The following is a 22,999-nucleotide window of genomic DNA, read 5'->3' as shown; positions in this document are numbered from 1 at the left end:
ATGAAAAGACTGGCGTTCCTGTCGATGGACGATTTGCAGGATTTTTTTGTTTACGACGATCTGTTAGTTGCTCCATTAGCGGCACAAGGCTATGAGGTCGATACGATTTCCTGGCATCAATCCGAAACAGACTTTAGTGTTTATGAAGCCGTGATTGTTCGCAGCCCCTGGGATTACCAGCAATATGAAGCGGAGTTTGTGGCCTGCCTGAAGCGCATCGATCAGCAATCCCGCCTGATGAACTCATTGCCACTGATGGAGTGGAATTTAAACAAGCGATACCTTAAAGATTTGGAAGCCGCGGAGGTACACGTATTACCCACTCGCTGGCTTGCCGGGTTTGAGCAAAGCGCTATCGCAGCGGCGTTTACCGAATTCGCCTGCGAAGAGTTGGTCATTAAGCCCTGCGTGAGTGCTAATGCCGACGATACCTTCCGATTAACCCCAGAAGGGCTGACGCTTAGCGCGGGTGAACTGGCGGAGTGCTTTGCCCAGCGCGAGTGTATGGTTCAACCGTTTGTTACCAGCGTCACCGAGCAAGGCGAAGTGTCTTTGTTCTACTTCGCCGGAGAACTGAGTCACGCCATACTAAAACGGCCGAAAGCGGGGGATTTCAGGGTGCAGGAAGAACATGGCGGCAGCTTACAGGCTATTACCCCGGAGCCAGCGATGCTAAGCAATGCTCAGGCAGCGCTGAATGCCATGCCCGATGATTACCTGTACGCCCGGGTCGATTTGTTGTGGTTCGCCGGTGAATGGCGAATTATAGAGCTTGAGCTCATTGAGCCCTCGCTCTATTTTAATCTGGATGAACAATCCCCCCAGCGATTCGTAAACGCCTATTTTCGTTATGCTAGTGCTCACGCTTAACACGTGGCTTTTGAGCATGGTCTCTTGACGCCGGGCGACTGTGTGACTGTTTAACCGGGCGCGACTGACGCGGTTCAGAATAAGCCTTTTGTGAACGTTGCGATTGGGCCGGCGCTTTATTTACCCATTTACGTTCCTGTTTAACCGCACGTTCCTGAGGCTTCTGGCGGAGAGGTTTTTGACGTTCGGCTGGCGCAAACTCTCGCTGTTTATGCCCTGGTTGCCCGCCCCGGGCCTGCTCTTTAGGCGCTTTGACCAGATCTCTTTGCTGGCCTCGGTTGCCGTTGTCATGACTTTTCAGGCGTTGCTTTAACTGCGTGGCATCCTGGCTGTATTTACGCGGTTTTTGTTGCGGGCTGTTTTGTTGAGCCGGCTTGCCACGTTTATCGCCATTCACACTGTAGCTGCCGGCGGCGTGGGTACGCGTATACAGCTCCCGGTGTTTGGCGGCAGTATTTAACGAACGGTGTCGCTTTACGATGGCCGGTTTATGGGTTACCACTCTCTGCGAATAGCGGGCATGACGGTTGCCGACATTGTGCTGCCAGCGGTGGTACTCTTTCACCGAGTATCGTTTGGCCCGGTAGTGCGGTCTGACGTAACGATGTGATGGCGTGCTGCGAATAATGATATGTCTTTCTGGCCACCAGATATTACCAAAGTAAAAGCCGGCCGAAATACTTACACGTGGCCCCCAGTAAATGCGGTGACCCAATGCTATTCTTACCGTGGTGGGCCAGAAAACCGGCTGGCTGGCGTAATGCCAGTGACCATAGACATGCCGGGTGTCGTAGTAAGGCACATACACTACTTCCGGCTGGCGTGATTCAATCACGATCACTTTGTTCTCGGTTGACACCTGCTGGTAGTCGTTACTTTGCAGCGTACCACTCTGACGGGCTTGTAATCGCAGAGCCTGTACCCTGTCGAGCACCCAGTCTTCGTTGGTGATCACCGCGTCACCAAGGTGTTGTAACCAGCTGAGGTCGTCACTCATATGATTCAGGACATCGGTAAACGGCACCAAAGCCTTTACACTTGGATCCCAGTCGGCGTTTTCCAGCGCCCGCTCCAGTGCGTCACCCTCCAGCGACTGATTATCCTGTCGCCAACGGTCGGCTTCAATGACTTGCAATGGGTAGGTGCTGGCAATCAGAATATGCGTAACCAGCGTATCCGGGTACAACGCAATTGGCGCTAACAGGGTATCGAGCGTTTCTTCGCTGAGGCGCTGCGTATTATAGGTTGGTTGGTCTTCCGGGGCCGTGGTAGCCAGTACCTGCCCGGTGGAGATCAGCGGCACAAACAGGGCCAGAATTAATCGCTTTTTCATACAAACTCTCCTGTGCCACGGGGCACTTGGTGTGATGTTTGTATCGTTATAGCAAGGGCAAGATTAATTGAGGCTGAACCAAGCTGAACGGGTTGTTCAGCTTGCCAGAAAAGAACGTTTAATCGCCCAGAATATGCGGGTCGAAGGCATGGCCAAGTTTTTCGGTCTTGGTTTTGATGTAATGCTTGTTGTCTTTGGTAATACCGTGGTCAATAGGTTTACGGGCCACCACGTTTATGTCGAGATCCTTGAGTGCCGCGGTTTTTCGCGGGTTGTTGGTCATTAGCTCAACATTTTTTACGTTAAGCTTATCCAGCATAACCTTACACATCTCGTAGGTGCGCATATCGGCATCGAAGCCAAGGTGTTCGTTGGCTTCAACGGTGTCCATGCCCTGGTCTTGCAGATGATAGGCGCGAATCTTATTGATTAGGCCAATACCGCGGCCTTCCTGACGCAAATACAGCAAAACACCGTAACCGTTTTCAACGATATTCTCCATTGCCCGTTCCAGCTGGAATCCACAATCGCAACGGGTTGAAAACAAGGCATCGCCGGTCAGGCATTCAGAGTGAATACGAATAGGCACAACGTCATCCGGCTGCCAGGTACCATATGACAACGCAACGTGTTCCACGCCACTGTTTTCTTCTACAAAACCATGGATAGTAAACTCACCCTTGCGGGTAGGAAGCTTTGCGGCGCTGACAAATCGGTATTGCTGGGATTTACTGGTCATGAAACTCGAGCCAAGTTGTTGTAGAAACTGCCTAATAGAACCTCTATATAAGGGCAATGCTATAGGTTTACAAGCCCTCAGGGGCGGCGATTATACCGCCTAACAGGGCACGGAGTCTAATGTTCGGGTTGAACTAAATGGGTATATTAAAGATCCATCGGATCCAGCACCTGCTGCAATTTGAGCTGCACGTTCTTAAGCATATCAGCCTGGCTGATATGGGCGGTTGATGCACCCACCGGCTCCAGCCATACCGCTTCGCACAGCCATTCTACGTTAAACAGCATTTCAAATTCATCGGCGATCAGCCTGACCTGCAACCGGTCTGCGCCCCAGTCGTTTTCACCCTGGCGCGCTTGCAGTAATCGGGCAATATGATGACACAGACTGACTGCCTGCTGCTGAGTTGAGGGCATCGACCCGCTCCAGCGAACAATGCCGCCTTCGCAGACCAGCGCGCTGGCGATAGCCTGTGGGGTTAACTGCTGCACGAAAGGCTCCCTTGTGAACTGGCAGGGCCGGGCTTTTTGAAATCCCGGGTTACCTCGTTATCGTCGAAGGGCTGACGAATCGCATCCATCAGCCTGTGGGCCGGGCTGAAGTCGCCTTGCTCAGCGGCCTCTATGGCAGACTGTAAATAATGAGTACGGGGAATGACAACCGGATTAAGCTGGCTAAGCTCGTTAGCGGAGATGCCTGTAGCAAGGCGGCGTTGTCGATAATCCTGCCACCACTTATCAAACGCCTCACGGTCAACAAACTGGTCTCTCAACGGCGAGGTTGGCTGCTGCGGTTCGGCCATCGCCAGTTGTCTGAAGCTCTCAGTGTAATCGCGTTTTTCGGCGCTTAATAAACTGAGCCAGGTGTTTAAACAATTTTCATGCTCAGGGTTATCGTCCAAGCCAATGCGGCTTAACATCTGATGACGATACTGGCTTAAAAAGGTGGGCTCAAATAAGGTCAGGCAGGCCCGGATATCATCGGTACTGAGGTGGCCCGAGAAAGCGTAGGCCAGCGCATTGAGATTCCACAGGGCAATACCCGGCTGGCGGTCAAAAGCATACCGGCCCTCATAATCCGAGTGGTTAAATACCGCGTCAGACTGAAAATGTTCGATGAACGCATAAGGCCCGTAGTCGAAGGTAATGCCATGGATTGACATATTGTCGGTGTTCATTACGCCGTGTACAAAGCCGTAAGCCTGCCATAGCGCTACCATGCGCGCGGTACGCAAGGTGATGGCGGTCAGCAGTGCTTTATGCGGATTGGCGTCTTGTAAACACTCCGGGAAGTGATGGGCCAGCGTATACTGCATCAGCTTATCCAGCGTGTCTTGTTGTTTATTGTGGTAATAATATTCAAAGTGGCCAAAGCGCAGATGGCTCGATGCCATGCGGATCATCATTGCGCCTGGCTCTGGTAATTCACGTACTATGGATTGCTCACTGGTAATCAAACACAGCGACCGCGACGTTGGAATGCGCAGATAATGGAGTGCTTCTGAGGCAATGTACTCTCGCAGGGTTGAGCGTAATACTGCGCGCCCGTCGGCATGGCGGGAATAGGGGGTTTGCCCGGCGCCCTTCAGATGTAAATCAAAGTGATTGCCATGGGTGTCGCTTACCTCACCCAGTAATAAACCACGCCCATCGCCCAGAAACGGGTTCCACTGGCCAAACTGGTGACCTCCGTATTTTTGCGCCACGGATTTTGCAGCCAGTTCGCCGCCGTCATCAAATATCGCCGCCATCAGCTGATCGCGGTCCGGCAAATTAAACTGTGCAGCCAGTTCGTGATTGTACATTGGCATCGTCATTCCGCTAAGCGGTTGCGGTTTTACTGCACTCACAGTTTCGGCCAGTTCGGTGGCGTAGCGATGGTTTAATTGCATTGGACTCTCAATAAACAACAAGGAGAAAAGTGTAACACCTGCCAGGGTGATAGTGTAGGAGAGGAACGGCGCCGGATAAAGTTGCAGTCATCCTACGCCGAGGCTATCAACGGTTAATCAGCGAATTTAAAGGCGACGTAAGCCGAACCCTGTTGCGCCTTGGGATTGCGGGCGTTATTAGTACTGATCACGATGTACTGAACTCCATCAATCATATAGGTGGCCGGGGTGGTCAGAGAAACATAATGCCGGGTGTAATCACCGCCGAGATTTTTACGCAGGTCAATGGCGCCATGGTGGCCAAACGAAGAGACCAGTTCGCCGGTGTCTTTGTCGATGGCAAACAGGTAGTTCATCACCCCGGCGATCAGATAAGACTGTTCCTTACCCTGATAAAACGCCAATCCTCGTGACGGACCGGTAAATAGTTTACCACTGGATAACTTGCTGCCTTTCACTTTAGGATCGAATTCCCACAATTTTTTGCCATTGGTGGCATCGGCAGCAAAAACACTTAACCCTGGCGTAAAGCCAAATAGCTGTTTACCAATAATTAACGGGTTCGTTTGGGGATCGCCCTGACCGGAGATATCCAGTTGCCAGGCCATTTCCAGCTGACTGACATTTTGTTTGTTAATTTGAGTCAGGGAAGAAAAGTGCTGGCCCTGCTGATCGCCGTTGTAATAGCGCCAGGGTACAGAGACTTTCGGCGCTGTGATGTCACCGCGGGCAATTGCGGGTAATAATGCGGTCATTAACAAACCGAACAGTAATGACGCTCTAGTGACTCCGATCATACCAATTGTCCCTGATTACTGAGTAAGCCTGAAAGGTTTAACGCGTCCCATAGCATTACTGTTTGTCAGTTGAGAATTTATTGTTGGAATAGCCAGGGACTGTGTCTGTCCGGCCTGCCCCGGAAACGGTGGCTGCCATACCACGCTTTTCATGGCGGGCGGTGATTAACTCACAGGCTGCGCTCAGCCTGTTTGTCGAGAGTTAACATCATTTCGCTGCATCTTTTAGAAAAATGTAATCCAACTAAGTGTTTTTACGTATTAGAACCATCTTATTGTTTTTTATGGTCGTGACAGACTCAACCACGGCATACAGGGTAATCTATGACATCACCATCCCCACTTGTATTACACCACCTGAATAACTCCCGCTCACAGCGTATTTTATGGCTGCTCGAAGAGCTTGGGGTGGATTATGAAATTAAGCACTATCAACGTGATGCCAAAACCAATCTGGCGCCAGAGGGGCTTGAGGCAGTGCATCCTCTCGGGCGTGCACCAATTATCACCCATGGTGATACCCCGCTGGCAGAATCGGGCGCTATCATTGAGTACCTCATTGATGAATTTGGCGGGCAGTTCAAACCCACCGACAATCGCTATGCGTTAAACCAGTATCGGTTCTGGATGCATTTTGCTGAAGGCAGTCTGATGCCGCCGTTGGTGGCCAGGCTGGTACTGAGTAAAGCCAAAGAGAAAGCCAGCCCGTTCTTTATGAAACCGGTAGTGGCTAAGGTGGTTGATGCCATCACCAACGCTTATTACGGGCCAAACTTAAAAACCAGTCTCGACTATGTGAATAGCTATCTTAAAGAGCACGAATGGTTTGCCGGCGAAGGGTTAAGCGGTGCGGATTTTCAAATGAGCTTCCCGCTGGAAGCCATGCAGGGGCGAGTGGGCAAAGGGCAGTACCAAGCTATTGATGCCTGGGTGAATAAAATCCACAGCCGGGATGCCTATCAGCGCGGGCTCGAAAAAGGCGGCGAATACGCTTACGCCTAAGGGGTTATTCTTCGTCTCGTTCCAGGTAGTCGTTAATTAACTGCAGGAAGGGGGCGCCGTAACGCTCGAGTTTGGTCAGACCAACCCCACTCACTGCCAGCAAACCCTGTTTATCGGTAGGTTTACTGGCGGCCATCTCGGCCAGTGTGGCGTCGTTGAAAATAACAAAAGGCGGCACGTCGTTTTCCTGAGCCAGTACTTTTCGCAAGTGTTTGAGCCGCGCGAACAGCGCTTTATCGTAGTTTTTAAGCGCCGTTTTCGCCGGTTTATCGGCTTTGATTTCAAGCCGCGGCGTAGCCAGTTCTACCGGAATTTCCCCCTTTAATACCGGGCGGGCCGCCTCAGTTAACCGCAGTACGGCATGGCTGGCAATATCTACCCGAATATATCCCCGGTGAATGAGCTGGTTAATAACGTTGTGCCAGTACTGATCGCTTTGGTCTTTACCAATGCCCCAGGTAGACAGCTTGTCGTGACCGGCTTCCTGCAGACGTTTAAGGTTTTTACCGCGCAGTACATCAATCACATACTGGGTGGCCGCCTGTTGCTGCAGGCGTAACACGCAACTCAGAACTTTTTGCGCGGTTTCCAGACCATCGAATGGTCGTGGCGGGTCAAGGCAGATGTCACAGTTACCGCAGGCCGTATCGCTAAACTGAGAAAAGTAATTAAGTAATACCTGGCGCCGGCAGGTCTGGGCCTCCGCAAAAGCCTCCATGGCCGCAAATTTTTGCAGCTCTATGGCGTTGCGGTCGGTTGTGGAGCCCTGATCTATCCACTGCTTCACCCGGGCACTGTCTTTTTCGTCGAACAATAACAACGCTTCGGCGGGCAGCCCGTCACGACCCGCCCGGCCGGTTTCCTGATAGTAACTTTCAATACTGCGGGGAACATCGTGGTGCACTACAAAGCGCACGTTTGATTTGTTAATCCCCATCCCAAACGCCACGGTAGCAACCACCACATCTATTTTATCGGTAATAAACTGGCGTTGTACAAAAGCCCGTTCATCGGCATCCATGCCGGCATGATAAGCCGCGCTCTTAAAGCCCTGGCGGTGTAACTTGGCACTGAGGTCATCCACCTTGGCCCGGGAATTACAATAAATTATGCCGCTGCCATCCTGCTGTCGAATATAGGTGACGATTTGCTCAAAAGGCTTGTACTTGGCGATAACCCGGTAGCGGATGTTCGGGCGGTCAAAAGAACCCTTATATACCAGCGGGTTATCCAGCCCCAGTTGGACCTGAATATCCTGCTCAGTAGTGGTGTCGGCAGTGGCCGTCAGGCCAATCACCGGAATGTCGGGGAAACGTTGCTTTAGTTGCCCTAAAGAGCGGTAATCCTGACGAAAATCATGGCCCCAGTGAGACACACAGTGGGCTTCATCGACGGCGAATAAAGCAATTTTGGTTTGCGCCAGCATGTTCAGGAAGTAACGTTGTAACAGGCGTTCCGGCGACACATAAATGATGTCATAGTGCCCTTCCTGCAGTCGCTGTACGGTGGCCTGATAATCCTCCTGATCGAGGGAGGAATTAAGAAAGGCGGCCTTTACCCCGGCTTCGCGTAACTGTTCTACCTGATCCTGCATTAGCGAGATAAGAGGTGAAACAACAATACCGGTGCCTTCGCGAACCATGGCCGGAATTTGATAGCACAACGATTTACCGCCACCAGTCGGTAGCAGTACCAGTACATCCTTACCGTTTATGGTGTGGTCGATGACCTCGGCCTGGCCGGAGCGAAAGTTGCTGTAACCAAAAATATCTTCCAGGATTTGCTGGGCATTGCGGCTGTCTGCGGGTGGCGCAGCACTGGTCGCGATAGCGGTATGGCTATCGTTTTCGTCGATGGCTATGGGGGTATCTGGTGTTGCAGTCATGAGTCGCAGAGTTTACGCGTTTTTTGCCTTTGGTTCACGGGTTTTGCCCGACTTTTTCTGTTTGCTGCCATAACTGACTGATGTACCGCGACAGAGTCATTCCAGCCGGGTGAACATCAGTGTTATCATGATCCAAATTTTGTTGTGTGGTGGAACTCATGGCTGAACCCTTACCCGATCTGATTGAAGAAATTGTTGCCGATAATGGCAACGATGATATTCAGGCCGTTGCTGAGCAATTGTTACCGGCTGAAGACCTGGAAATTGCCACGCTGTTAGAATCACTTCCGGTTGAAGAGCGGATGTCGCTCTGGGAAGTGTTGCCGGATGTCCGAAAACTCGACGTACTGGTAGAAATGCGTAGCGATCCGCGGGAAGTGCTTATTTCGGGCACACCAGATGACAAGTGGAGTGCCATTTTACTGGGGATCGATGCCGAAGACTTGCTTGAGTTGATGGACTCCTTACCCAGCAAATTGCTGGAACTGGCCATCCAGGCATTGGATGAACAACAGCAGGCGTATTTCCGGGACGCGACCCAGTTCCCTGATGAACAGGTAGGTCACTGGATATCCCACGAAATGCTGGTGCTACCGCTCAACGCCAAGGTGCGTGATGGCCTGCGCTTAATCCGGCGCAATGTACCCAATCATTGTGACAGTATTTTTCTGGTCAATCGCTCCGGCCAGTTTTCAGCCGCCGTGAAGCTTACCGCCGTGTTCGGTGCGCCTGAGCACTTACCCATGGTGGAGCTGACCGAAGAATCCATGCCGGTAATAAAAGGAACGGATGATTCCACCACGGCTTCATTACTGGTGCAGCGCAGTGGTTATACGGCACTGCCGGTGATTGATGACAACAATAAATTGCTCGGACGCCATGATATTTTAAGTGCCAGTGAGCTGGTTAACGAAAACTACGAACGCCAGGTGATGGCGACTGCCGGTATGGATGAAGACGAGGATTTATTTGCGCCGGTGGCAAAAAGTGCCCGTAATCGGGCATTGTGGTTGGGCATCAACCTGCTTACCGCATTTATGGCCTCCTGGTTTATTGGTTTATTTGAAGCCACCTTACAACAGGTTGTAGCGTTGGCTGTGCTAATGCCCGTGGTGGCCAGCATGGGCGGAATAGCAGGAAGCCAGACCCTCACGCTGATTGTGCGTGGTTTGGCATTGGGGCAGATAACCAGTGCCAACCTTAAAGCCCTGATGACCAAAGAACTTAAAGTTGGCGGCGTGAATGGGGTTATCTGGGCGCTGGTCATTGGGATCGTGGCCTTTATGTGGTTTAGTGACCCACTGCTTGGCGTGGTGATTTGTCTGGCTATTTTCCTCAACATACTGGCAGCCGCTCTTGCCGGAGTGATGTTGCCGGTGATCCTGGAAAAGCTGAAGATTGACCCGGCGCTTTCTGGTTCCGTTATTCTCACCACGGTGACCGATATTGTCGGCTTTGTGGCGTTTTTGGGGCTGGGCAGCCTGTTTTTACTGTAATAATAAGGAAACGCTTTGAACGCTGAGGCTACTCAACGCCAGGCCACCGCCGGTCTTCTTTATGCGGTGGCGGCTTACACCATGTGGGGCATCGCCCCATTATATTTTAAGCAAATTGCCAGCGTACCGGCGCCGGATATTCTGATGCATCGTATTGTCTGGTCGGCGGCGTTACTGGCGTTGTTATTACTGGGCTTAGGACAATTTGCCAAAGTCAGAGCCATTTTCCGCTCCAAACGGTTAATGGGATTACTTGCCGTGGCCAGTGTGTTGCTGGGGGGAAACTGGCTGCTGTTCATTTGGGCTATCAATGCCGATATGATGCTCGAAGCCAGTCTGGGCTATTATATAAACCCGTTGCTGAATGTGTTTCTGGCCCGGCTGTTTTTAAATGAACGGCTACGCACCATGCAAAAAGCGGCTGTGGTGCTGGCGATCATCGGGGTGGCGAATATCATTATTGCCCACGGTACCTTACCCTGGGTAGCGTTGTTACTGGCGGGCAGCTTTGCCATTTACGGCCTGTTACGCAAGCAAATCCCCGTTGAGCCACTGCCGGGATTATTTATGGAAACCCTGGTGTTGTTGCCCTTTGCCGGATTGTACTGGGTATGGTTTGCATCGGATGCGGCCAATATGCTGACCAACGAATGGTCGTTAAATGCCTGGCTGATGGCTGCCGGAGTGGTGACCACGCTGCCGCTGTTGGCGTTTAATGCGGCGGCCAAACGCATTATGTTTACCACGCTAGGCCTCATTCAGTACATCGGCCCAACGTTGATGTTTATCTTTGCAGTGGGGATGTACGACGAACCGCTGGAACCCGCCAGGCTGGTCACCTTTGGTTTTGTGTGGTGTGGCCTGGTGTTATTTAGCCTCGACTCACTGAAAACCTACCGCCAGCAGCGCAAAGTGCTACGGGCTGCCTAATTTATGCGTTGGAAAGGGCAGTAACGACGGTTGTCGTTAACTGCGTTCAGATTATAAATCCTGTGCGCTGGCGCTGAATGTACCATTACCATTGTTCAGCCACAGGCGAGGAATGGCTTGTGCTCCATCGAGGGAGAAAGTTGATGACACAGGGTCAGGGTGTTGCTTCTCTTTGGTCATTCAACGCTATTTCGACTGGGTATCGCATCGTTATGGCGACACTGCCCGAAATTTGTAGTCGTGTTGTCCATCAGAAAGGGTTAACACGCCTACCCCTGATTCCTCACCAATAACCAGTTCTAAACCCAACAATTCAGGTGCGATCACGAATAACAGATTACTGCCATCTTCACTTACTTTGGTTGCCACTTCCGCGGTCCACACGCCCGAGTCGAGAAATACTTTTTCGTCAACTTTTACAATTTTCAGTTCACCGAGGTCGTCGCTTATGTAAGTATCTGCCAGTTGGTTAATAGTTTCTTCAGACGCAGGGTACGTAAATTCGCTTCGGAACGTATCGAGGTAAAGTTGATTACTTTCGGCTGCAACATCCACCTGACTTTGGGCTAACGGTTCGGCGTCGTATAAAATTTCAATTAATTTTCTTAAAAATGGCTGCAGTAGAGAGTAGCCTTCATCAGAATTGGTCAATACCACAGCGCCGGTTTGTGCGCCCGGAATAGCAAAAAAATTAGATTTGTAGCCGAACAAACTGCCGCCGTGCAACACAATATCAATGCCTCCGGTTGTCTCATTGGATAAGCCCATTCCATAACTTTCATTCGCGCCAGTCTTAACAAATGGCTCTCTGCGCTTCAGCAAAGGTTCCTTTGCAAACAATCGTGTGCCATCTGGCGCTACGCCGCCAGACAGTTCATTAAAAACGTATTTGATCATATCTGCGGAGGTAGACCATGCTGCGCCTGCAGGGCGGTAAGGCATAACAAGATGGTTAAAGCCTGTAGTGGTTGATTGCTCTAATATAATAATATCGCCATCTATATTCAGGGCATGTGGTGAAGCAATGCCTTGGTTATAAGCCTCTTCAAAAGAAAACGTTGTGTTTTGCATATCAAGAGGTACAAAAATCAATTCTTGCATGGCTTTATCGTAAGCTTCACCGAGCTCCATTTCAGGGTAGAGAACATGACCTGCAATATACCCGGCTGCCGCAGCCATCTGATTGTTATATTGAAAGATCTCGCCGAAATCACTGGTTGGTGCGGTACTCGCCAAATCTTCGAAAGTGGCAGTAACAGGAGTGTCGGGTGTGTTTATAAATAGCCAGGGGTAGTCTTTACGAGGCAGTCCGGTGCAGGCACAGACCAGGTGTTTTATTAATACACTTTCTGTGGTGGTTTTATCTCCCAGCTCAAATTGTGGATAATGGCTAATTACCTGATCATCCCAACCTATTTTGCCCAGCTCAACCAGTTTGGCCAACAACAGGGTTGTCATGCCTTTGGTGTTCGAGGCAATCATAAATTCAGAATCTTTGGTTACCGGGGCTTTGGTATTGATGTCCTCAACTCCAATACCGCCGCTGTATATGACTTTCCCATTTTGTACCAGGGCAATGCCTGCTCCTGGAATCTTCAGGCTTACAGACGCTTTTTCAGCAAACGTCAACAGTTCGGTAATATCATTATCGGTTAGCTGTTTTGCCTGACGAGTACTCAGATCTTCCGCAACGTAATCCGCTTTTACAAAACTCTGAATAAACTCATTATATTCAGCCCAGCGTTTATAGAGCGTGGCGTTACTGCCCGCGAGGATAACAACCTGCCAACGCCCATCACTTTGAAAAGTGGTGGCGTAAATCAGCTGTTGCTCACTTGGCGAAGTAACATACTCTATGTTTCGTATTTGTTCCCAACCACCATAAATGTTGTCTGGGTAGTTAACCCTGATATCCCGTGAAAATTCCGGGTCGAATAATTTCCAGGCGATCTGAGCCGCTACTTCTTCATCTTGCGCATCATCAACGGTTGCGATAACCACGCTGGCATCGCCCTCTTTAGGGGTGTAAATGGTTAGTGGCCCCTTGACGTTTTCTATCCAGCCTGGTGGTGGCGTATATTCAACGCTGGCGCTGGTATCTGTGCCGGGGCTGGGAGCAGACTTGGAGGTGTCTTCGGTTTTTTTACTACATCCACTAAGTATTGCCGAACTTAATAACAGGGCTAACACCCATCCTATAAGGGGTTTCATTTATTGCTTTCCTTGGTATATAAAAATCCAGTTATCAAAATGCAATAACGAGTGAAGTTTGAGCATACAGGTTGATTGAATTTTGTGCAATTCGTGATCATGATGGGCTAACTATTAATCTCGGAATATAAAAAAACCGCTTCCTTTGGTTGTGCCGGGTGGGCTAGTTGTGGTTTTAGCAGTTCTGTGAAGTATTTGTCGATTTCTTATCGCTCGTACCCGAGGTTATTTCGGTTATCAGACCATTTACTTTGCATCGGCAGTACCCCGTCAGCCACATACTTTTTGTGCATCATGCTCTACTCTGTTACGGCCATTGTGTTTGGCCTGATAGAGCAGCTTGTCGGCGGTGGTGAGCATTGCCTGAATATTATGATCACTTTGTGTGGTAAGGCCGATGCTGACGGTTACGTTTAGGGTCAGTTCGCCGAATTTAACCGGGTGATCACTGATGTTTCGACGTATCTCTTCAAGTCGGCTTACCGCTTTGTGAGGTTCGGTGTCTGGCAAGTAAATACAAAATTCCTCGCCGCCAAAGCGCGCAATAATCACATCTGCGCACATCACCGCTAGGCGGTTGGCTACCACTTTGAGCACTTCATCGCCGGCGTCATGACCATGGGTGTCGTTGATGGCTTTAAAAAAGTCTAAATCGAGTAACGCCAGCGCCTGATTGGCTGGCTGATTGCGCTGCATTTTATTTACGGTGTAGAAAAAATGGCGGCGGTTAGGTAAACCGGTCAGATAATCTGTATTTGCTGTACGCCTGATGGTTTCTACATTTTCCAGCAGTTCGATGTTCTGGTTTACCCGGCAAAGGAATTCTTCCAGGTGATAAGGCTTACGCACAAAATCGTTGGCGCCGCTTTTAATAAACCGTGCCGATAGCAGGTTATTACGATCGTTAGCAATGCCAATAATGGCCAGATCTTCCTTGCTGTATTGTTTGCGCAGCCAGGCAACAAACTGGGTAGGGGGTTTATCCTGAATATCGCTGTCGACGAATACCAGTTTAATGTGACTGTGTTTATCGAGCAGTGTTTCTGCCTGCGTCGCCGTGGCGCACTCGTAAGTGATAAAGTTATGTCGTCGTAAGAGAGCCGCCATGGCGGTTCGTTCGCTTCGCCGGGGATTAATAACCACGACGCCGGTGGTTTTGTTTTTCTCCAGCCGGCCAATCAGGCGCATGAGGTAGTCAAAAATTTGCGCGTTTTCTGTGGGGATGTAATCCACTACATCGCGGGAAAGTACCGCTTTACGAATATCTTCGTCCAATCGGGCGGTGGTCACAATAGTGGGCAGGTAGCTTTTTACCGCAAAGTCGATAGCCTCGCCATTGGGCGCATCTGGCAAATCGTAATCGACAATGGCACACAGGTAATCTTCCGGGTCGCTGTGTATAAAGGTATGTTTTGCAGCAGTCAGTGAAGAGGCGAGTACCGGCTTTAATTGCGCCATTTCAACCAACTTGGTCAGCAGGCTGATGCTACTCGCATTGTCTTCAATTATCAGCACCTTCTGCTGCATTTGTGAACCCTATATCACCTCTAATTTAGCAAAGCTCAGTACCAGCCATTTGCTGCCGAATTCATCAAAGTTAACCTGAACCCGGGCATGGTCGCCACTCCCTTCATAGTTTAGCACTACACCCTCACCAAACTTGCGGTGATTGACCCGCTGACCCAGTGAAAAGCCGCTTTGCTCCATCCGCTCGTGGGACGCCGCATTGCTGAAACGACTTGTGACCGGTCTTGATACTGTAGACGTCAGGCGGATTTCTTCCACACATTCACTGGGAATTTCCCGTAAAAAGCGTGAAGCAGTGTGATATTTTTCCTGCCCGTATACCCGGCGCATTTCGGCGTAGGTCATATACAGTTTTTTCATTGCCCGGGTCATGCCTACGTAACACAGGCGGCGTTCTTCTTCCATCCGGCCGGGTTCGTCGTTGGTCATCTGGCTGGGGAACATGCCTTCTTCCACGCCGGCAATAAACACCAGCGGAAATTCCAGGCCCTTGGCAGTATGAATGGTCATTAGCTGCACGGCATCCTGGTCTTTACTGGCCTGGGTTTCCCCCGCTTCCAGTGAAGCGTGAGCCAGAAATGCCTGTAACGGTGTCATTTCGTCGGCTTCTTCCGGGATCACAAACTGCTTACAGGCAGTCACCAGTTCTTCTAAGTTTTCCAGCCGGGCCTGGGCTTTTTCACCCTTTTCGGCCTGATACATAGCGTATAAACCAGACTGGTTGATGGCCTTGTTGGCCTGTTCTTCCAGTGGCTGGCCTTCAAATTCACCGGCCAGTTTATTGATTAGCTCAATAAAGGCATTGAGCGCGTTGGCTGCGCGGCCTTTCAGGCTACCGTCCTGCAACAGTTGCAGGCTGGCTTGCCACATAGAGCAATCCTGCAGTCGGGTTTGTTCGCGAATGGTGGCCAGGGTACGCTCACCCAGGCCACGACTGGGGGTATTAACCACCCGTTCAAACGCCGCGTCATCATGAGCGTGATTGACCAGGCGCATATAGCCCAGTGCATCTTTAATTTCCTGCCGTTCGAAGAAGCGCAGTCCGCCGTAGATACGGTAGGGAAGACTCTGATGCAGCAAGGCTTCTTCGAGTACCCGCGACTGGGCATTGTTGCGGTACAAAATGGCAACCTCTTTTAACTGATTGCCCTGGTTATGCCAGTCGGTTATTTGTGAAACGATAAAGCGCGCTTCATCCAGATCGTTAAAACCGGCATAAATAGAAATGGGTTCACCATCATCACCGTCGGTCCACAGTTCTTTACCTAACCGGCCCTGGTTATTGTCGATAACCGTGTTGGCAGCCTTAAGAATGGTCGCCGTAGAGCGATAGTTCTGCTCCAATCGAATGGTGGAGGCGCCGTCGAAATCTTTCAGAAAATGTTGGATGTTGTCTACATTGGCACCACGCCAGCCATAAATCGACTGGTCGTCATCGCCTACAATCATGATATTGTTGTCCTGATTGCAAAGCAGGCGTAACCAGGCGTACTGAATATTGTTGGTATCCTGGAATTCGTCTACCAGTACAGCGCGAAAACGACGCTGATAGTGGGCCAGTACGTCCGGGTTTTTGACCCATAATTCGTGGGCACGCAATAACAATTCGGCGAAGTCTACCAGCCCTGAGCGATCGCACGCTTCCTGATAGGCGGCGTAGATATCACGCATTTTTTGCTGGGTATGATCGCCATGGGTTTCAATGTGCTGAGGACGCAGGCCTTCGTCTTTATTACCGTTGATGTACCACTGGATTTGCCGTGGCGCCCAGTGTTTTTCATCGAGGTTCATGGCCTTCAGTACCCGGCGCACCAATCGGTATTGATCGTCAGAGTCGAGGATCTGAAAATTTTCCGGCAGATTGGCTTCAGCGTAGTGGGCGCGAAGCAACCGGTGCGCCAGGCCATGGAAGGTACCAATCCACATGGTGTTTAACGGCCGGCCCATCACATGCTCTATACGCCCGCGCATTTCCCGCGCCGCTTTATTGGTAAAGGTTACCGCCAGAATGCTGTAGGGGGCGATGTTCTCTACCTGCATTAGCCAGGCAATACGGTGCACCAGCACCCGGGTTTTACCACTGCCGGCGCCTGCCAGTACCAGCATATTAGACAGCGGCGCTGCAACGGCATCACGCTGTTTATCGTTTAATTCGTCGAGTAACTCAGAAACATCCATAGCAATACAAAAACACCTGTATTTTTATTCAGGGCATAAAAAGCAAAGTATGCCATTAAAGCCTATCGCGATAAACCGCGCTTGCACAATAATGGCGGATTATTGCCCGTAACAAGTTAATGAAAGTGATCTGTGCGAAGTCCGGTCGGATATAAGGTAATATAAACCTTCCGGTGTCGCAGACCGCGCTGAATTCTCCGGCTATCGCAATTTTTTCGGGTTACCTCTTGAATTGATGTCATAAACCATTATGTTAGCGCTACGCGCGTTGGCTGGTTTTATCTTGTTCAACTCTACCCGCACAGCAAACTAATTAGGAACGCCCATGCATGCACTGACCGATACCGCTGATTTTTGGCTGCAGCTAAAAAAAGAAGCGCGTCAAATTGTTGATGAAGAACCGCTGTTAGCGAGCTTTATCCATGCCTGCATTTTAACTCATCACAACTTTGAATCCTCGCTGAGCTTTATTTTGTCGAACAAAATGGCTGACGATGTAATGCCTGCGCTGACCATCAGAGAAATTCTCGATGAAGCCTATTTGCTGGAACCGGCCATTGTTGAATCGGCTATCGAAGATATTCGTGCCATCTACACCCGAGACCCGGCAGTAACCAATTACCTTAACGTGCTGGTGCACTTTAAAGGGTTTCAGGCTGTCCAGGTGCATCGCATGGCCCATTATCTGTGGCAGCAGGGCCGTCACCAGCTAGCCCTGTTTTTACAAAGTCGCAATTCAGAAACCTTCGCGGTGGATATTCACCCGGCGGCCACCATTGGTAAGGGCGTAATGTTTGACCACGCGACAGGTATTGTGGTGGGCGAAACCGCCGTGATTGAAGATAACGTTTCGATTCTGCAAAACGTTACGCTTGGCGGTACCGGCAACGAAAGCGGCGACCGTCATCCGAAAATTCGCCAGGGCGTTATGCTGGGCTCAGGTGCGAAAGTGCTGGGCAATATTGAAATTGGCGAAGGTTCAAAGGTGGGTGCAGGTAGCGTGGTGCTCAATGATGTCCCACCTCATGTTACGGTAGTTGGTGTACCGGCCAAAGTAGTGGGCCGTCCCTGTTGTCCGCGGCCCTGCGACTCCATGAATCAAAATGTGCTGGAAGACAACGAGCCCTACGAACAAGCTTAGTCCGATGAGCGGCTGATCGTCATAAACTCTCAGCCTCTGCTTATGAAGCTGAGCGATTCAGTCTTTCGGTAATTCGCCTTTACTCAGCAAGCACAGCTCGCAACCTTTTGCTGATAACGCCTTAGCGTACTCAGACTCCAGCCTGGCGTAATCTTGTGGCGTGACACAATAAACTTTTTTGATATGGTGTTTTTCGACCAGAGCAAGTAGCTCACTGGCGTAGCGCAATTGCGCGCCAAACATATAAGTGCGGTGATGCCAGGGTTCTTCATTCAACACGTACAACGGCTCGAACTTAGGCGAGCGCGTAAGATATTCAATCAGCTGGTAGGAGGCGATATCAGTGCCTGCCGCAATCACAGGGAGCGGGGCAGGGCGAAACCGTTGTTTTACGTAGGTCAGCAATCCCATCAGAAAAAGTGCTTAGTCTGAAGTAAAGGCATGATAGCGTAAATTGCCGTGAGCAAAAGCCTTAATTATGCGGTACTGCCGATTTGTTATTGTTCTGTAGGCTCACTCTGGTATTTTTTCATCCCTAACGCTATTTATTGAGTATAAAGAGACGTTTATGACAGTTCGAAGCCGGCCTGACGGGCTTTATTTTCTGGTTTAGGATTATACCATGTACTTTGTGAAAAAAATTGGCGGGCTGATTCTGCTGACATTGCTCTGCAATGGCGGTCTGGCCGCGTCTGAAAATGCCGATATCGAAGACTCGCCAAATCGTGATTTAACCGGCTTTGAGGGCCTGAATGAGCGACTCCCCCTTTGGGAAGCGGGGGTGGGCGGCGGCATGATAGAGTCACCGAATTACCCGGCCTCAGGCGAGCGCAATTTTGTAGCCCTGGCATTACCTTACGTTATTTATCGCGGTGATATTTTTCGTGTGGGCGGAAGAGGAGGAGCAAGAGCCGTATTCCTCGAAAATGACAGGTTGGAACTGGATATGAGTTTTGGCGGAGCCTTTGCCGCAGACAGTGATGACAATACCGTTCGCGAAGGCATGCCTGAACTTGATTACCTGGTTGAGGTTGGCCCACAACTCATCTACAAAATTAAAGACTTTTCTTTTGACCGGGGCGGCAACTCGCGCCTGAATGCACGCCTTCAGGCACGCGCCGTTTTCTCAACCGATTTTGGTGGATTTGATGCCAGAGGATTTGTTTTTGAACCGACCCTGACCTACCAGCAACGAGGCGTTTTTCTGCCTGATACCGGTTTTAGCCTGGCTCTCAGAACCACCTGGGCAACCGAAAAGTTACATGATTATTTCTATGAGGTAAGGCCGGAATATGCCACAACGGTCAGGCCTGCCTACGATGCGCAAAGTGGCTACCTGGGCGCAGAGTTGTCGGCAGGATTGGCCTTCCCGGTAGTTAAAAACGTGCGCGGCTTTTTAACCACATCGGTACAATTTAATAGTGGTTCTGCGAATGAAAACAGTCCGCTTTTTGAGAAGGATGTGACCTATAGTGTGGGTGTCGGGTTTGTTTGGCGTGCCTATAAAAGCGACGCTAAAGCCACCTGGTAAAGCTAATAAAAAAGCAAGAAGCCGCTGACTGCGGCTTCTATGTTAGAAGTTAGCCAAATTTGGCATCTGCCACAAAAGGGTTGGTGGTGCGTTCATGCCCAATGCTGGTAGTGGGGCCGTGGCCAGGGTAAACGGTCATATCGTCTGGCAGGGTAAACAGCTTTTCTCGAATTGCAGCAATTAATTGCTGGTGGTTGCCCTGAGGAAAGTCGGTACGGCCTATTGAACCGGCAAAGATAATATCGCCCACAATCACTTTATTACTGCTGCGCTCAACCAGCGCAACGTGACCGGGTGTATGCCCCGGACAGTGCAGAATTTCCAGCGTCAGGTTGCCCACCGAAATGGTGTCGTCTTCGGTTAACCACTGGTTGGGACTGAATGGCTGCGCTGGCGGAAAGCCAAACATCTGACTTTGCTGCATCAGACCATCGAGCCAGAATTTATCGCCAATATGGGGGCCGATAACCGGGGCATTGTAATGCGCCGCCACCGCGGTTGTGCCGCCCACGTGGTCGAGGTGGCCATGAGTGAGAATAACTTTTTCGATGCTCACCTGGTGCTCGCTTACTGCCTTATAGAGCTTGTCTTCATCGCCCCCGGGGTCGACCAGCGCCCCTTTCATGGTGTCGGGATCCCAGATTAATGAGCAGTTTTGAGCAAATGGGGTAACAGGAATAACAAGTATTTTCACAATGGTATCTGGCCGGGAAATTTGTAGTTATGTTAGCAGGAAATATTCGCCGATGTCACAATCAGACCTATCACCACCGGAGAATAGTTGGTGTGTTGATTTTCGGTGGTTTTTTAATGCCTTTATACTAAAGTTCAATCACTCAGAGTTTGTCTGGCTATACCTGATTATTCCCATCGATATGCACTCATACCGGCCACTGCAAATATAATCATCCTGAAACTAATCGTATGTAGGAGACGAATGTGGACGTTTCTCGGGAAGATCTCAAGATCATCATTATGGATTTGCTCGACGCTGGCCAGTTTATTACTGATGAGTCGTCTGATGTGGCTTGTGAGTGCAGTGTGTGCAAAGAGAAAGCCGTCAGAGTTGGGTTGGATATTGTGCATAAAGAAGACTGTCCGGTAGGACGGGCGTGTGATGCACTGGGGTATGTTTTCAGAGGCTTTGCCAAAGAAGCCTGACAGTTACCTTAAAAAGTAGCTATAAAAAAGCACCCAGTGGTTCAGACCATTGAGTGCTTTTTTGTGCCGGGTGTATTTACTTCACATCAAAATGTCTGTCGAAGAAATTTGTGATGGTGTGATACAAATGTATACCTGTTTGCTTACCCCGAATGCTGTGCTTCTTGCCGGGATAGTCCATTACCTCGAAAGGTTTGGCGGCATCCTGCAGGTGTTTATACAGCTTGGTGCTGTGGGTAAACAACACGTTGTCATCGGCCATTCCATGATAGATCAGCAGCGGGCCTTTGAGCCCTTCGGCATAAGGGAATACCGATGACGCTTCATAGGCATCGCTATCGGTGTTCGGGTTGCCCATATACCGTTCGGTGTAGTGCGTGTCGTACAACCGCCAGGTAGTGACCGGCGCACCGGATACACCGGCTTTAAAGTAATCGCCGGCTTTGAACATGCTCATCAGAGTCATGTAGCCACCGTAGCTGTGGCCATATACGCCGATGCGCTCTTTATCCACATAGGGCAGCGTGTGGAGGAATTTAACGCCGGATACCTGATCGTCCACTTCTACACTGCCCATGGCTTTGTAGATAGGTTCCTCAAAAGCTTTGCCGCGATAATTGGAGCCGCGGTTATCAATACTAAATACCACATAGCCTTTGCTCACCCAGTGTTGCATCAGCAAGCCACGATTACCGCCCCAGGCGTTGTTAACCACCTGCGCGTGTGGACCTCCATACAGATAAACAATAACCGGATGCTTGCCTTTCAGCTCTGCCGGCTTGTAAAGGCGGTAATGCAGGTCAATGCCGTCGTCATTGGTGATGGCGCCAAACTCAGGCTCTACCCAGTCACTAAGGTACGGGGTAAGTGGGTGGTTTTCATCCAGCGCATTTTCTTCCAGCCAGGTGAGCTGCTTGCCGTTGGCGCTGTGCAAACTTACCTGGGTGGGGCGGTTAGCGGTTGAAGCGCTATCCACATAAATTGAGGCATCGCGGCTAAAGCTAATACCGTGCATACCTTCGCGATCGGTGAGCCGCTGTGGTGCACTGCCTTGAAGGTCGGTAACATAAAGATGGCGCTCCAGCGGTGTGTCTTTGCGGCCGGTAAAGTAAACCTGGCCGGTTTTATCGTTAACCGCTTCCAGTTCGTCCACGACCCATTCACCGTCGGTAAGCTGACGGACCAGTTTACCGTCATTGCTGAACAAGTAGAGGTGCTTAAAGCCGTCACGCTCAGAAGCCCAGATAAAATGTTTACCATCGGCTAAGAAGGTAAAGTCGTCATGCAGGTTTACCCAGGTGTTGGATTGCTCTTTAAGCACCAGCTTTTGCTGCTGGTTATTGACGTTGTAGCTGCGCAGTTCCAGTTGTTGCTGGTCTCGACTTTGCCACTGATAGGTAAAATGTTCGTTGTCAGGCATCCATTTACCGCGGGCAATATAAATATCCTGCTCTTTACCCGTATCAATCCACTGGCGGTTACCGCTCTCAATGTGCTGCACGGCCAGTTTGATGGTGGCGTTCGGCGTACCGGCTTTGGGGTACCTTTGCTCAATCATCTTGATTTCGTCAGCATAGATTTCTGAGCGGGTGATCACTTCAACCGGCGATTCATCTACTTCGGTAAACGCAATATACGCCTCATCCGGCGACCACCAGTAGCCGGTCATACGGTTCATTTCTTCCTGTGCCACAAACTCGGCCATGCCGTATTTAATATTGCCGCCACCGTCACGGGTAATCGCGGTTTCCTTGCCTGACTCTATGTGCTTGATGAACAGGTTCTGGTCGCGAATAAACGAAATATAGTTACCTTTTGGCGATAACTTGATGTCGGTTTCGAAGGCATCGGTATTCAGCAACTGACGAGCTCCGGGCTTACCTAGCTGATGGTAAAAGACATCGCCGCCCATGGGGAATAACAGCGCCTGGCCGTCGGCGGACCATTGGTAGCTGACAATGCCGCTGCCAGATAAGCGCATCCGTTCGCGGCGCGCTTTCTCTTCGTCAGAAAGGGTTTCTTCGCCTGAGGATAAGTCATCGGAATCGAACAGCAGCCGCGAGCTACCCGAGGCAATATTGTATTCCCACAGGTCAAGGCGTTCATAATCGGACTGCTTTCCCTGCAAATAGGTTACGCGCTTGCCATCCGGGGCAACCTGGAGGTTGCGGGGAGAACTACCGTCAAGTGACGGCGATGCATAAATTCGTTCGATGGTCAGCTTTTCAGCGGCTACCGTGTTTGTGAGCATAAGGGCTCCAAGTATTAAAGCTTTTTTCATGGATACGCTATTATCTGTCGTTATTA

21 protein-coding genes are annotated in these 22,999 nt (G+C 50.4%); 7 read left to right on the top strand and 14 right to left on the bottom strand.

The features are described from left to right. Nucleotides 1-870: an ATP-grasp domain-containing protein gene (locus AC27IB_RS16935; protein ID WP_487122387.1), complete on the top strand. Its 870-nt coding sequence runs from the start codon at nt 1-3 to the stop codon at nt 868-870. On the opposite strand, the gene AC27IB_RS16930 is transcribed toward AC27IB_RS16935, so the two are convergent. The 5 genes from AC27IB_RS16930 to AC27IB_RS16910 form a co-directional block, all read right to left on the bottom strand. Continuing rightward, nucleotides 854-2,203, bottom strand: coding sequence for a DUF3300 domain-containing protein (locus AC27IB_RS16930; protein WP_296050003.1), 1,350 nt, complete (start codon nt 2,201-2,203; stop codon nt 854-856). The two genes, AC27IB_RS16935 and AC27IB_RS16930, sit on opposite strands and share 17 nt — an antisense overlap. A 118-nt stretch (nt 2,204-2,321) precedes the next feature. Further along, nucleotides 2,322-2,942 carry a GTP cyclohydrolase II gene (ribA, locus tag AC27IB_RS16925; protein ID WP_487122385.1) on the bottom strand — a complete coding sequence of 207 codons (621 nt, stop codon included), beginning with the start codon at nt 2,940-2,942 and terminating at the stop codon, nt 2,322-2,324. Nucleotides 2,943-3,088: 146 nt separating this feature from the next. Then, nucleotides 3,089-3,433 carry a hypothetical protein gene (locus AC27IB_RS16920; RefSeq protein ID WP_487122383.1) on the bottom strand — a complete coding sequence of 115 codons (345 nt, stop codon included), beginning with the start codon at nt 3,431-3,433 and terminating at the stop codon, nt 3,089-3,091. Continuing rightward, nucleotides 3,421-4,833 carry a protein adenylyltransferase SelO gene (locus tag AC27IB_RS16915; RefSeq protein WP_487122381.1) on the bottom strand — a complete coding sequence of 471 codons (1,413 nt, stop codon included), beginning with the start codon at nt 4,831-4,833 and terminating at the stop codon, nt 3,421-3,423. The genes AC27IB_RS16920 and AC27IB_RS16915 overlap by 13 nt, the downstream gene beginning before the upstream one ends. Nucleotides 4,834-4,946: 113 nt before the next feature. Next, nucleotides 4,947-5,630: a hypothetical protein gene (locus tag AC27IB_RS16910; protein WP_487122379.1), complete on the bottom strand. Its 684-nt coding sequence runs from the start codon at nt 5,628-5,630 to the stop codon at nt 4,947-4,949. Nucleotides 5,631-5,954: 324 nt separating this feature from the next. Here AC27IB_RS16910 and AC27IB_RS16905 point away from each other — a divergent pair, with 324 nt between their 5' ends. After that, nucleotides 5,955-6,632: a glutathione S-transferase gene (locus AC27IB_RS16905; protein ID WP_296049987.1), complete on the top strand. Its 678-nt coding sequence runs from the start codon at nt 5,955-5,957 to the stop codon at nt 6,630-6,632. A gap of 4 nt (nt 6,633-6,636) precedes the next feature. Here AC27IB_RS16905 and recQ read toward each other — a convergent pair whose 3' ends face one another. Both recQ and AC27IB_RS16895 read right to left on the bottom strand, forming a co-directional pair. Beyond that, complete coding sequence (recQ, locus tag AC27IB_RS16900) at nt 6,637-8,460, bottom strand: DNA helicase RecQ (RefSeq protein WP_487122421.1); 1,824 nt, start codon at nt 8,458-8,460, stop codon at nt 6,637-6,639. Nucleotides 8,461-8,551: 91 nt separating this feature from the next. Further along, entirely contained in the window at nt 8,552-8,677 is a 126-nt protein-coding gene (locus AC27IB_RS16895; RefSeq protein WP_487122377.1) for a hypothetical protein, read from the bottom strand. Here AC27IB_RS16895 and AC27IB_RS16890 point away from each other — a divergent pair. Together AC27IB_RS16890 and rarD are read left to right on the top strand one after the other, a co-directional pair. Beyond that, nucleotides 8,676-10,013, top strand: a complete 1,338-nt coding sequence (locus AC27IB_RS16890; protein WP_296049977.1) for a magnesium transporter — start codon at nt 8,676-8,678, stop codon at nt 10,011-10,013. The two genes, AC27IB_RS16895 and AC27IB_RS16890, sit on opposite strands and share 2 nt — an antisense overlap. Before the next feature lie 15 nt (nt 10,014-10,028). Then, the gene (rarD, locus tag AC27IB_RS16885; protein WP_296049974.1) at nt 10,029-10,943 is read left to right on the top strand and encodes an EamA family transporter RarD; all 915 of its coding nucleotides are present in this window, start codon (nt 10,029-10,031) and stop codon (nt 10,941-10,943) included. Between the two features lie 51 nt (nt 10,944-10,994). Here the strand turns inward: rarD and AC27IB_RS16880 are convergent, their stop codons facing one another. From AC27IB_RS16880 to uvrD, 4 genes are all read right to left on the bottom strand, one after another. Next, nucleotides 10,995-11,123 (bottom strand): hypothetical protein, encoded by a 129-nt coding sequence (locus AC27IB_RS16880; protein WP_296049971.1) that lies wholly within the window; start codon nt 11,121-11,123, stop codon nt 10,995-10,997. A gap of 30 nt (nt 11,124-11,153) precedes the next feature. Then, a complete protein-coding gene (locus AC27IB_RS16875; RefSeq protein ID WP_487122375.1) occupies nt 11,154-13,154 on the bottom strand; it encodes a serine hydrolase domain-containing protein in 2,001 nt (666 codons plus the stop codon). A gap of 270 nt (nt 13,155-13,424) precedes the next feature. Then, nucleotides 13,425-14,681: a GGDEF domain-containing response regulator gene (locus tag AC27IB_RS16870; RefSeq protein ID WP_296049967.1), complete on the bottom strand. Its 1,257-nt coding sequence runs from the start codon at nt 14,679-14,681 to the stop codon at nt 13,425-13,427. A gap of 9 nt (nt 14,682-14,690) precedes the next feature. After that, complete coding sequence (gene uvrD, locus AC27IB_RS16865) at nt 14,691-16,859, bottom strand: DNA helicase II (RefSeq protein WP_296049964.1); 2,169 nt, start codon at nt 16,857-16,859, stop codon at nt 14,691-14,693. 325 nt (nt 16,860-17,184) lie between these two features. On the opposite strand from uvrD, the gene cysE reads away from it, so the two are divergent. Continuing rightward, complete coding sequence (cysE, locus tag AC27IB_RS16860; protein WP_296049961.1) at nt 17,185-18,000, top strand: serine O-acetyltransferase; 816 nt, start codon at nt 17,185-17,187, stop codon at nt 17,998-18,000. 57 nt (nt 18,001-18,057) lie between these two features. Here cysE and AC27IB_RS16855 read toward each other — a convergent pair whose 3' ends face one another. Next, nucleotides 18,058-18,411 (bottom strand): hypothetical protein, encoded by a 354-nt coding sequence (locus AC27IB_RS16855; RefSeq protein WP_296049957.1) that lies wholly within the window; start codon nt 18,409-18,411, stop codon nt 18,058-18,060. A gap of 211 nt (nt 18,412-18,622) precedes the next feature. On the opposite strand from AC27IB_RS16855, the gene AC27IB_RS16850 reads away from it, so the two are divergent. Continuing rightward, nucleotides 18,623-19,531 (top strand): MipA/OmpV family protein, encoded by a 909-nt coding sequence (locus AC27IB_RS16850; RefSeq protein WP_487122372.1) that lies wholly within the window; start codon nt 18,623-18,625, stop codon nt 19,529-19,531. Nucleotides 19,532-19,580: 49 nt separating this feature from the next. On the opposite strand, the gene AC27IB_RS16845 is transcribed toward AC27IB_RS16850, so the two are convergent. After that, nucleotides 19,581-20,225, bottom strand: coding sequence for an MBL fold metallo-hydrolase (locus tag AC27IB_RS16845; protein ID WP_487122370.1), 645 nt, complete (start codon nt 20,223-20,225; stop codon nt 19,581-19,583). A 245-nt stretch (nt 20,226-20,470) separates the two neighbouring features. Here AC27IB_RS16845 and AC27IB_RS16840 point away from each other — a divergent pair, with 245 nt between their 5' ends. After that, entirely contained in the window at nt 20,471-20,692 is a 222-nt protein-coding gene (locus AC27IB_RS16840; RefSeq protein ID WP_296051453.1) for a hypothetical protein, read from the top strand. 76 nt (nt 20,693-20,768) lie between these two features. Here the strand turns inward: AC27IB_RS16840 and AC27IB_RS16835 are convergent, their stop codons facing one another. Next, nucleotides 20,769-22,973: a S9 family peptidase gene (locus AC27IB_RS16835; RefSeq protein WP_487122368.1), complete on the bottom strand. Its 2,205-nt coding sequence runs from the start codon at nt 22,971-22,973 to the stop codon at nt 20,769-20,771. Nucleotides 22,974-22,999: the final 26 nt, after the last annotated feature.

The organism is Alteromonas sp. 4NH20-0104 (genome assembly GCF_057547795.1).
The sequence above is the reverse complement of the archived record's forward strand: the minus strand, read 5'-3'. Positions and strand labels throughout refer to the sequence as shown.

Bases quoted from the DNA above. Each gene is read 5' to 3' on its own strand.
- AC27IB_RS16935 (WP_487122387.1), top strand. From the start codon at position 1: ATGAAAAGACTGGCGTTCCTGTCGATGGACGATTTGCAGGATTTTTTT.
- AC27IB_RS16930 (WP_296050003.1), bottom strand. From the start codon at position 2,203: ATGAAAAAGCGATTAATTCTGGCCCTGTTTGTGCCGCTGATCTCCACC.
- ribA (WP_487122385.1), bottom strand. From the start codon at position 2,942: ATGACCAGTAAATCCCAGCAATACCGATTTGTCAGCGCCGCAAAGCTT.
- AC27IB_RS16915 (WP_487122381.1), bottom strand. From the start codon at position 4,833: ATGCAATTAAACCATCGCTACGCCACCGAACTGGCCGAAACTGTGAGT.
- AC27IB_RS16910 (WP_487122379.1), bottom strand. From the start codon at position 5,630: ATGATCGGAGTCACTAGAGCGTCATTACTGTTCGGTTTGTTAATGACC.
- AC27IB_RS16905 (WP_296049987.1), top strand. From the start codon at position 5,955: ATGACATCACCATCCCCACTTGTATTACACCACCTGAATAACTCCCGC.
- AC27IB_RS16890 (WP_296049977.1), top strand. From the start codon at position 8,676: ATGGCTGAACCCTTACCCGATCTGATTGAAGAAATTGTTGCCGATAAT.
- AC27IB_RS16895 (WP_487122377.1), bottom strand. From the start codon at position 8,677: ATGAGTTCCACCACACAACAAAATTTGGATCATGATAACACTGATGTT.
- AC27IB_RS16880 (WP_296049971.1), bottom strand. From the start codon at position 11,123: ATGACCAAAGAGAAGCAACACCCTGACCCTGTGTCATCAACTTTCTCC.
- AC27IB_RS16875 (WP_487122375.1), bottom strand. From the start codon at position 13,154: ATGAAACCCCTTATAGGATGGGTGTTAGCCCTGTTATTAAGTTCGGCA.
- AC27IB_RS16870 (WP_296049967.1), bottom strand. From the start codon at position 14,681: ATGCAGCAGAAGGTGCTGATAATTGAAGACAATGCGAGTAGCATCAGC.
- uvrD (WP_296049964.1), bottom strand. From the start codon at position 16,859: ATGGATGTTTCTGAGTTACTCGACGAATTAAACGATAAACAGCGTGAT.
- cysE (WP_296049961.1), top strand. From the start codon at position 17,185: ATGCATGCACTGACCGATACCGCTGATTTTTGGCTGCAGCTAAAAAAA.
- AC27IB_RS16855 (WP_296049957.1), bottom strand. From the start codon at position 18,411: ATGGGATTGCTGACCTACGTAAAACAACGGTTTCGCCCTGCCCCGCTC.
- AC27IB_RS16850 (WP_487122372.1), top strand. From the start codon at position 18,623: ATGTACTTTGTGAAAAAAATTGGCGGGCTGATTCTGCTGACATTGCTC.
- AC27IB_RS16835 (WP_487122368.1), bottom strand. From the start codon at position 22,973: ATGAAAAAAGCTTTAATACTTGGAGCCCTTATGCTCACAAACACGGTA.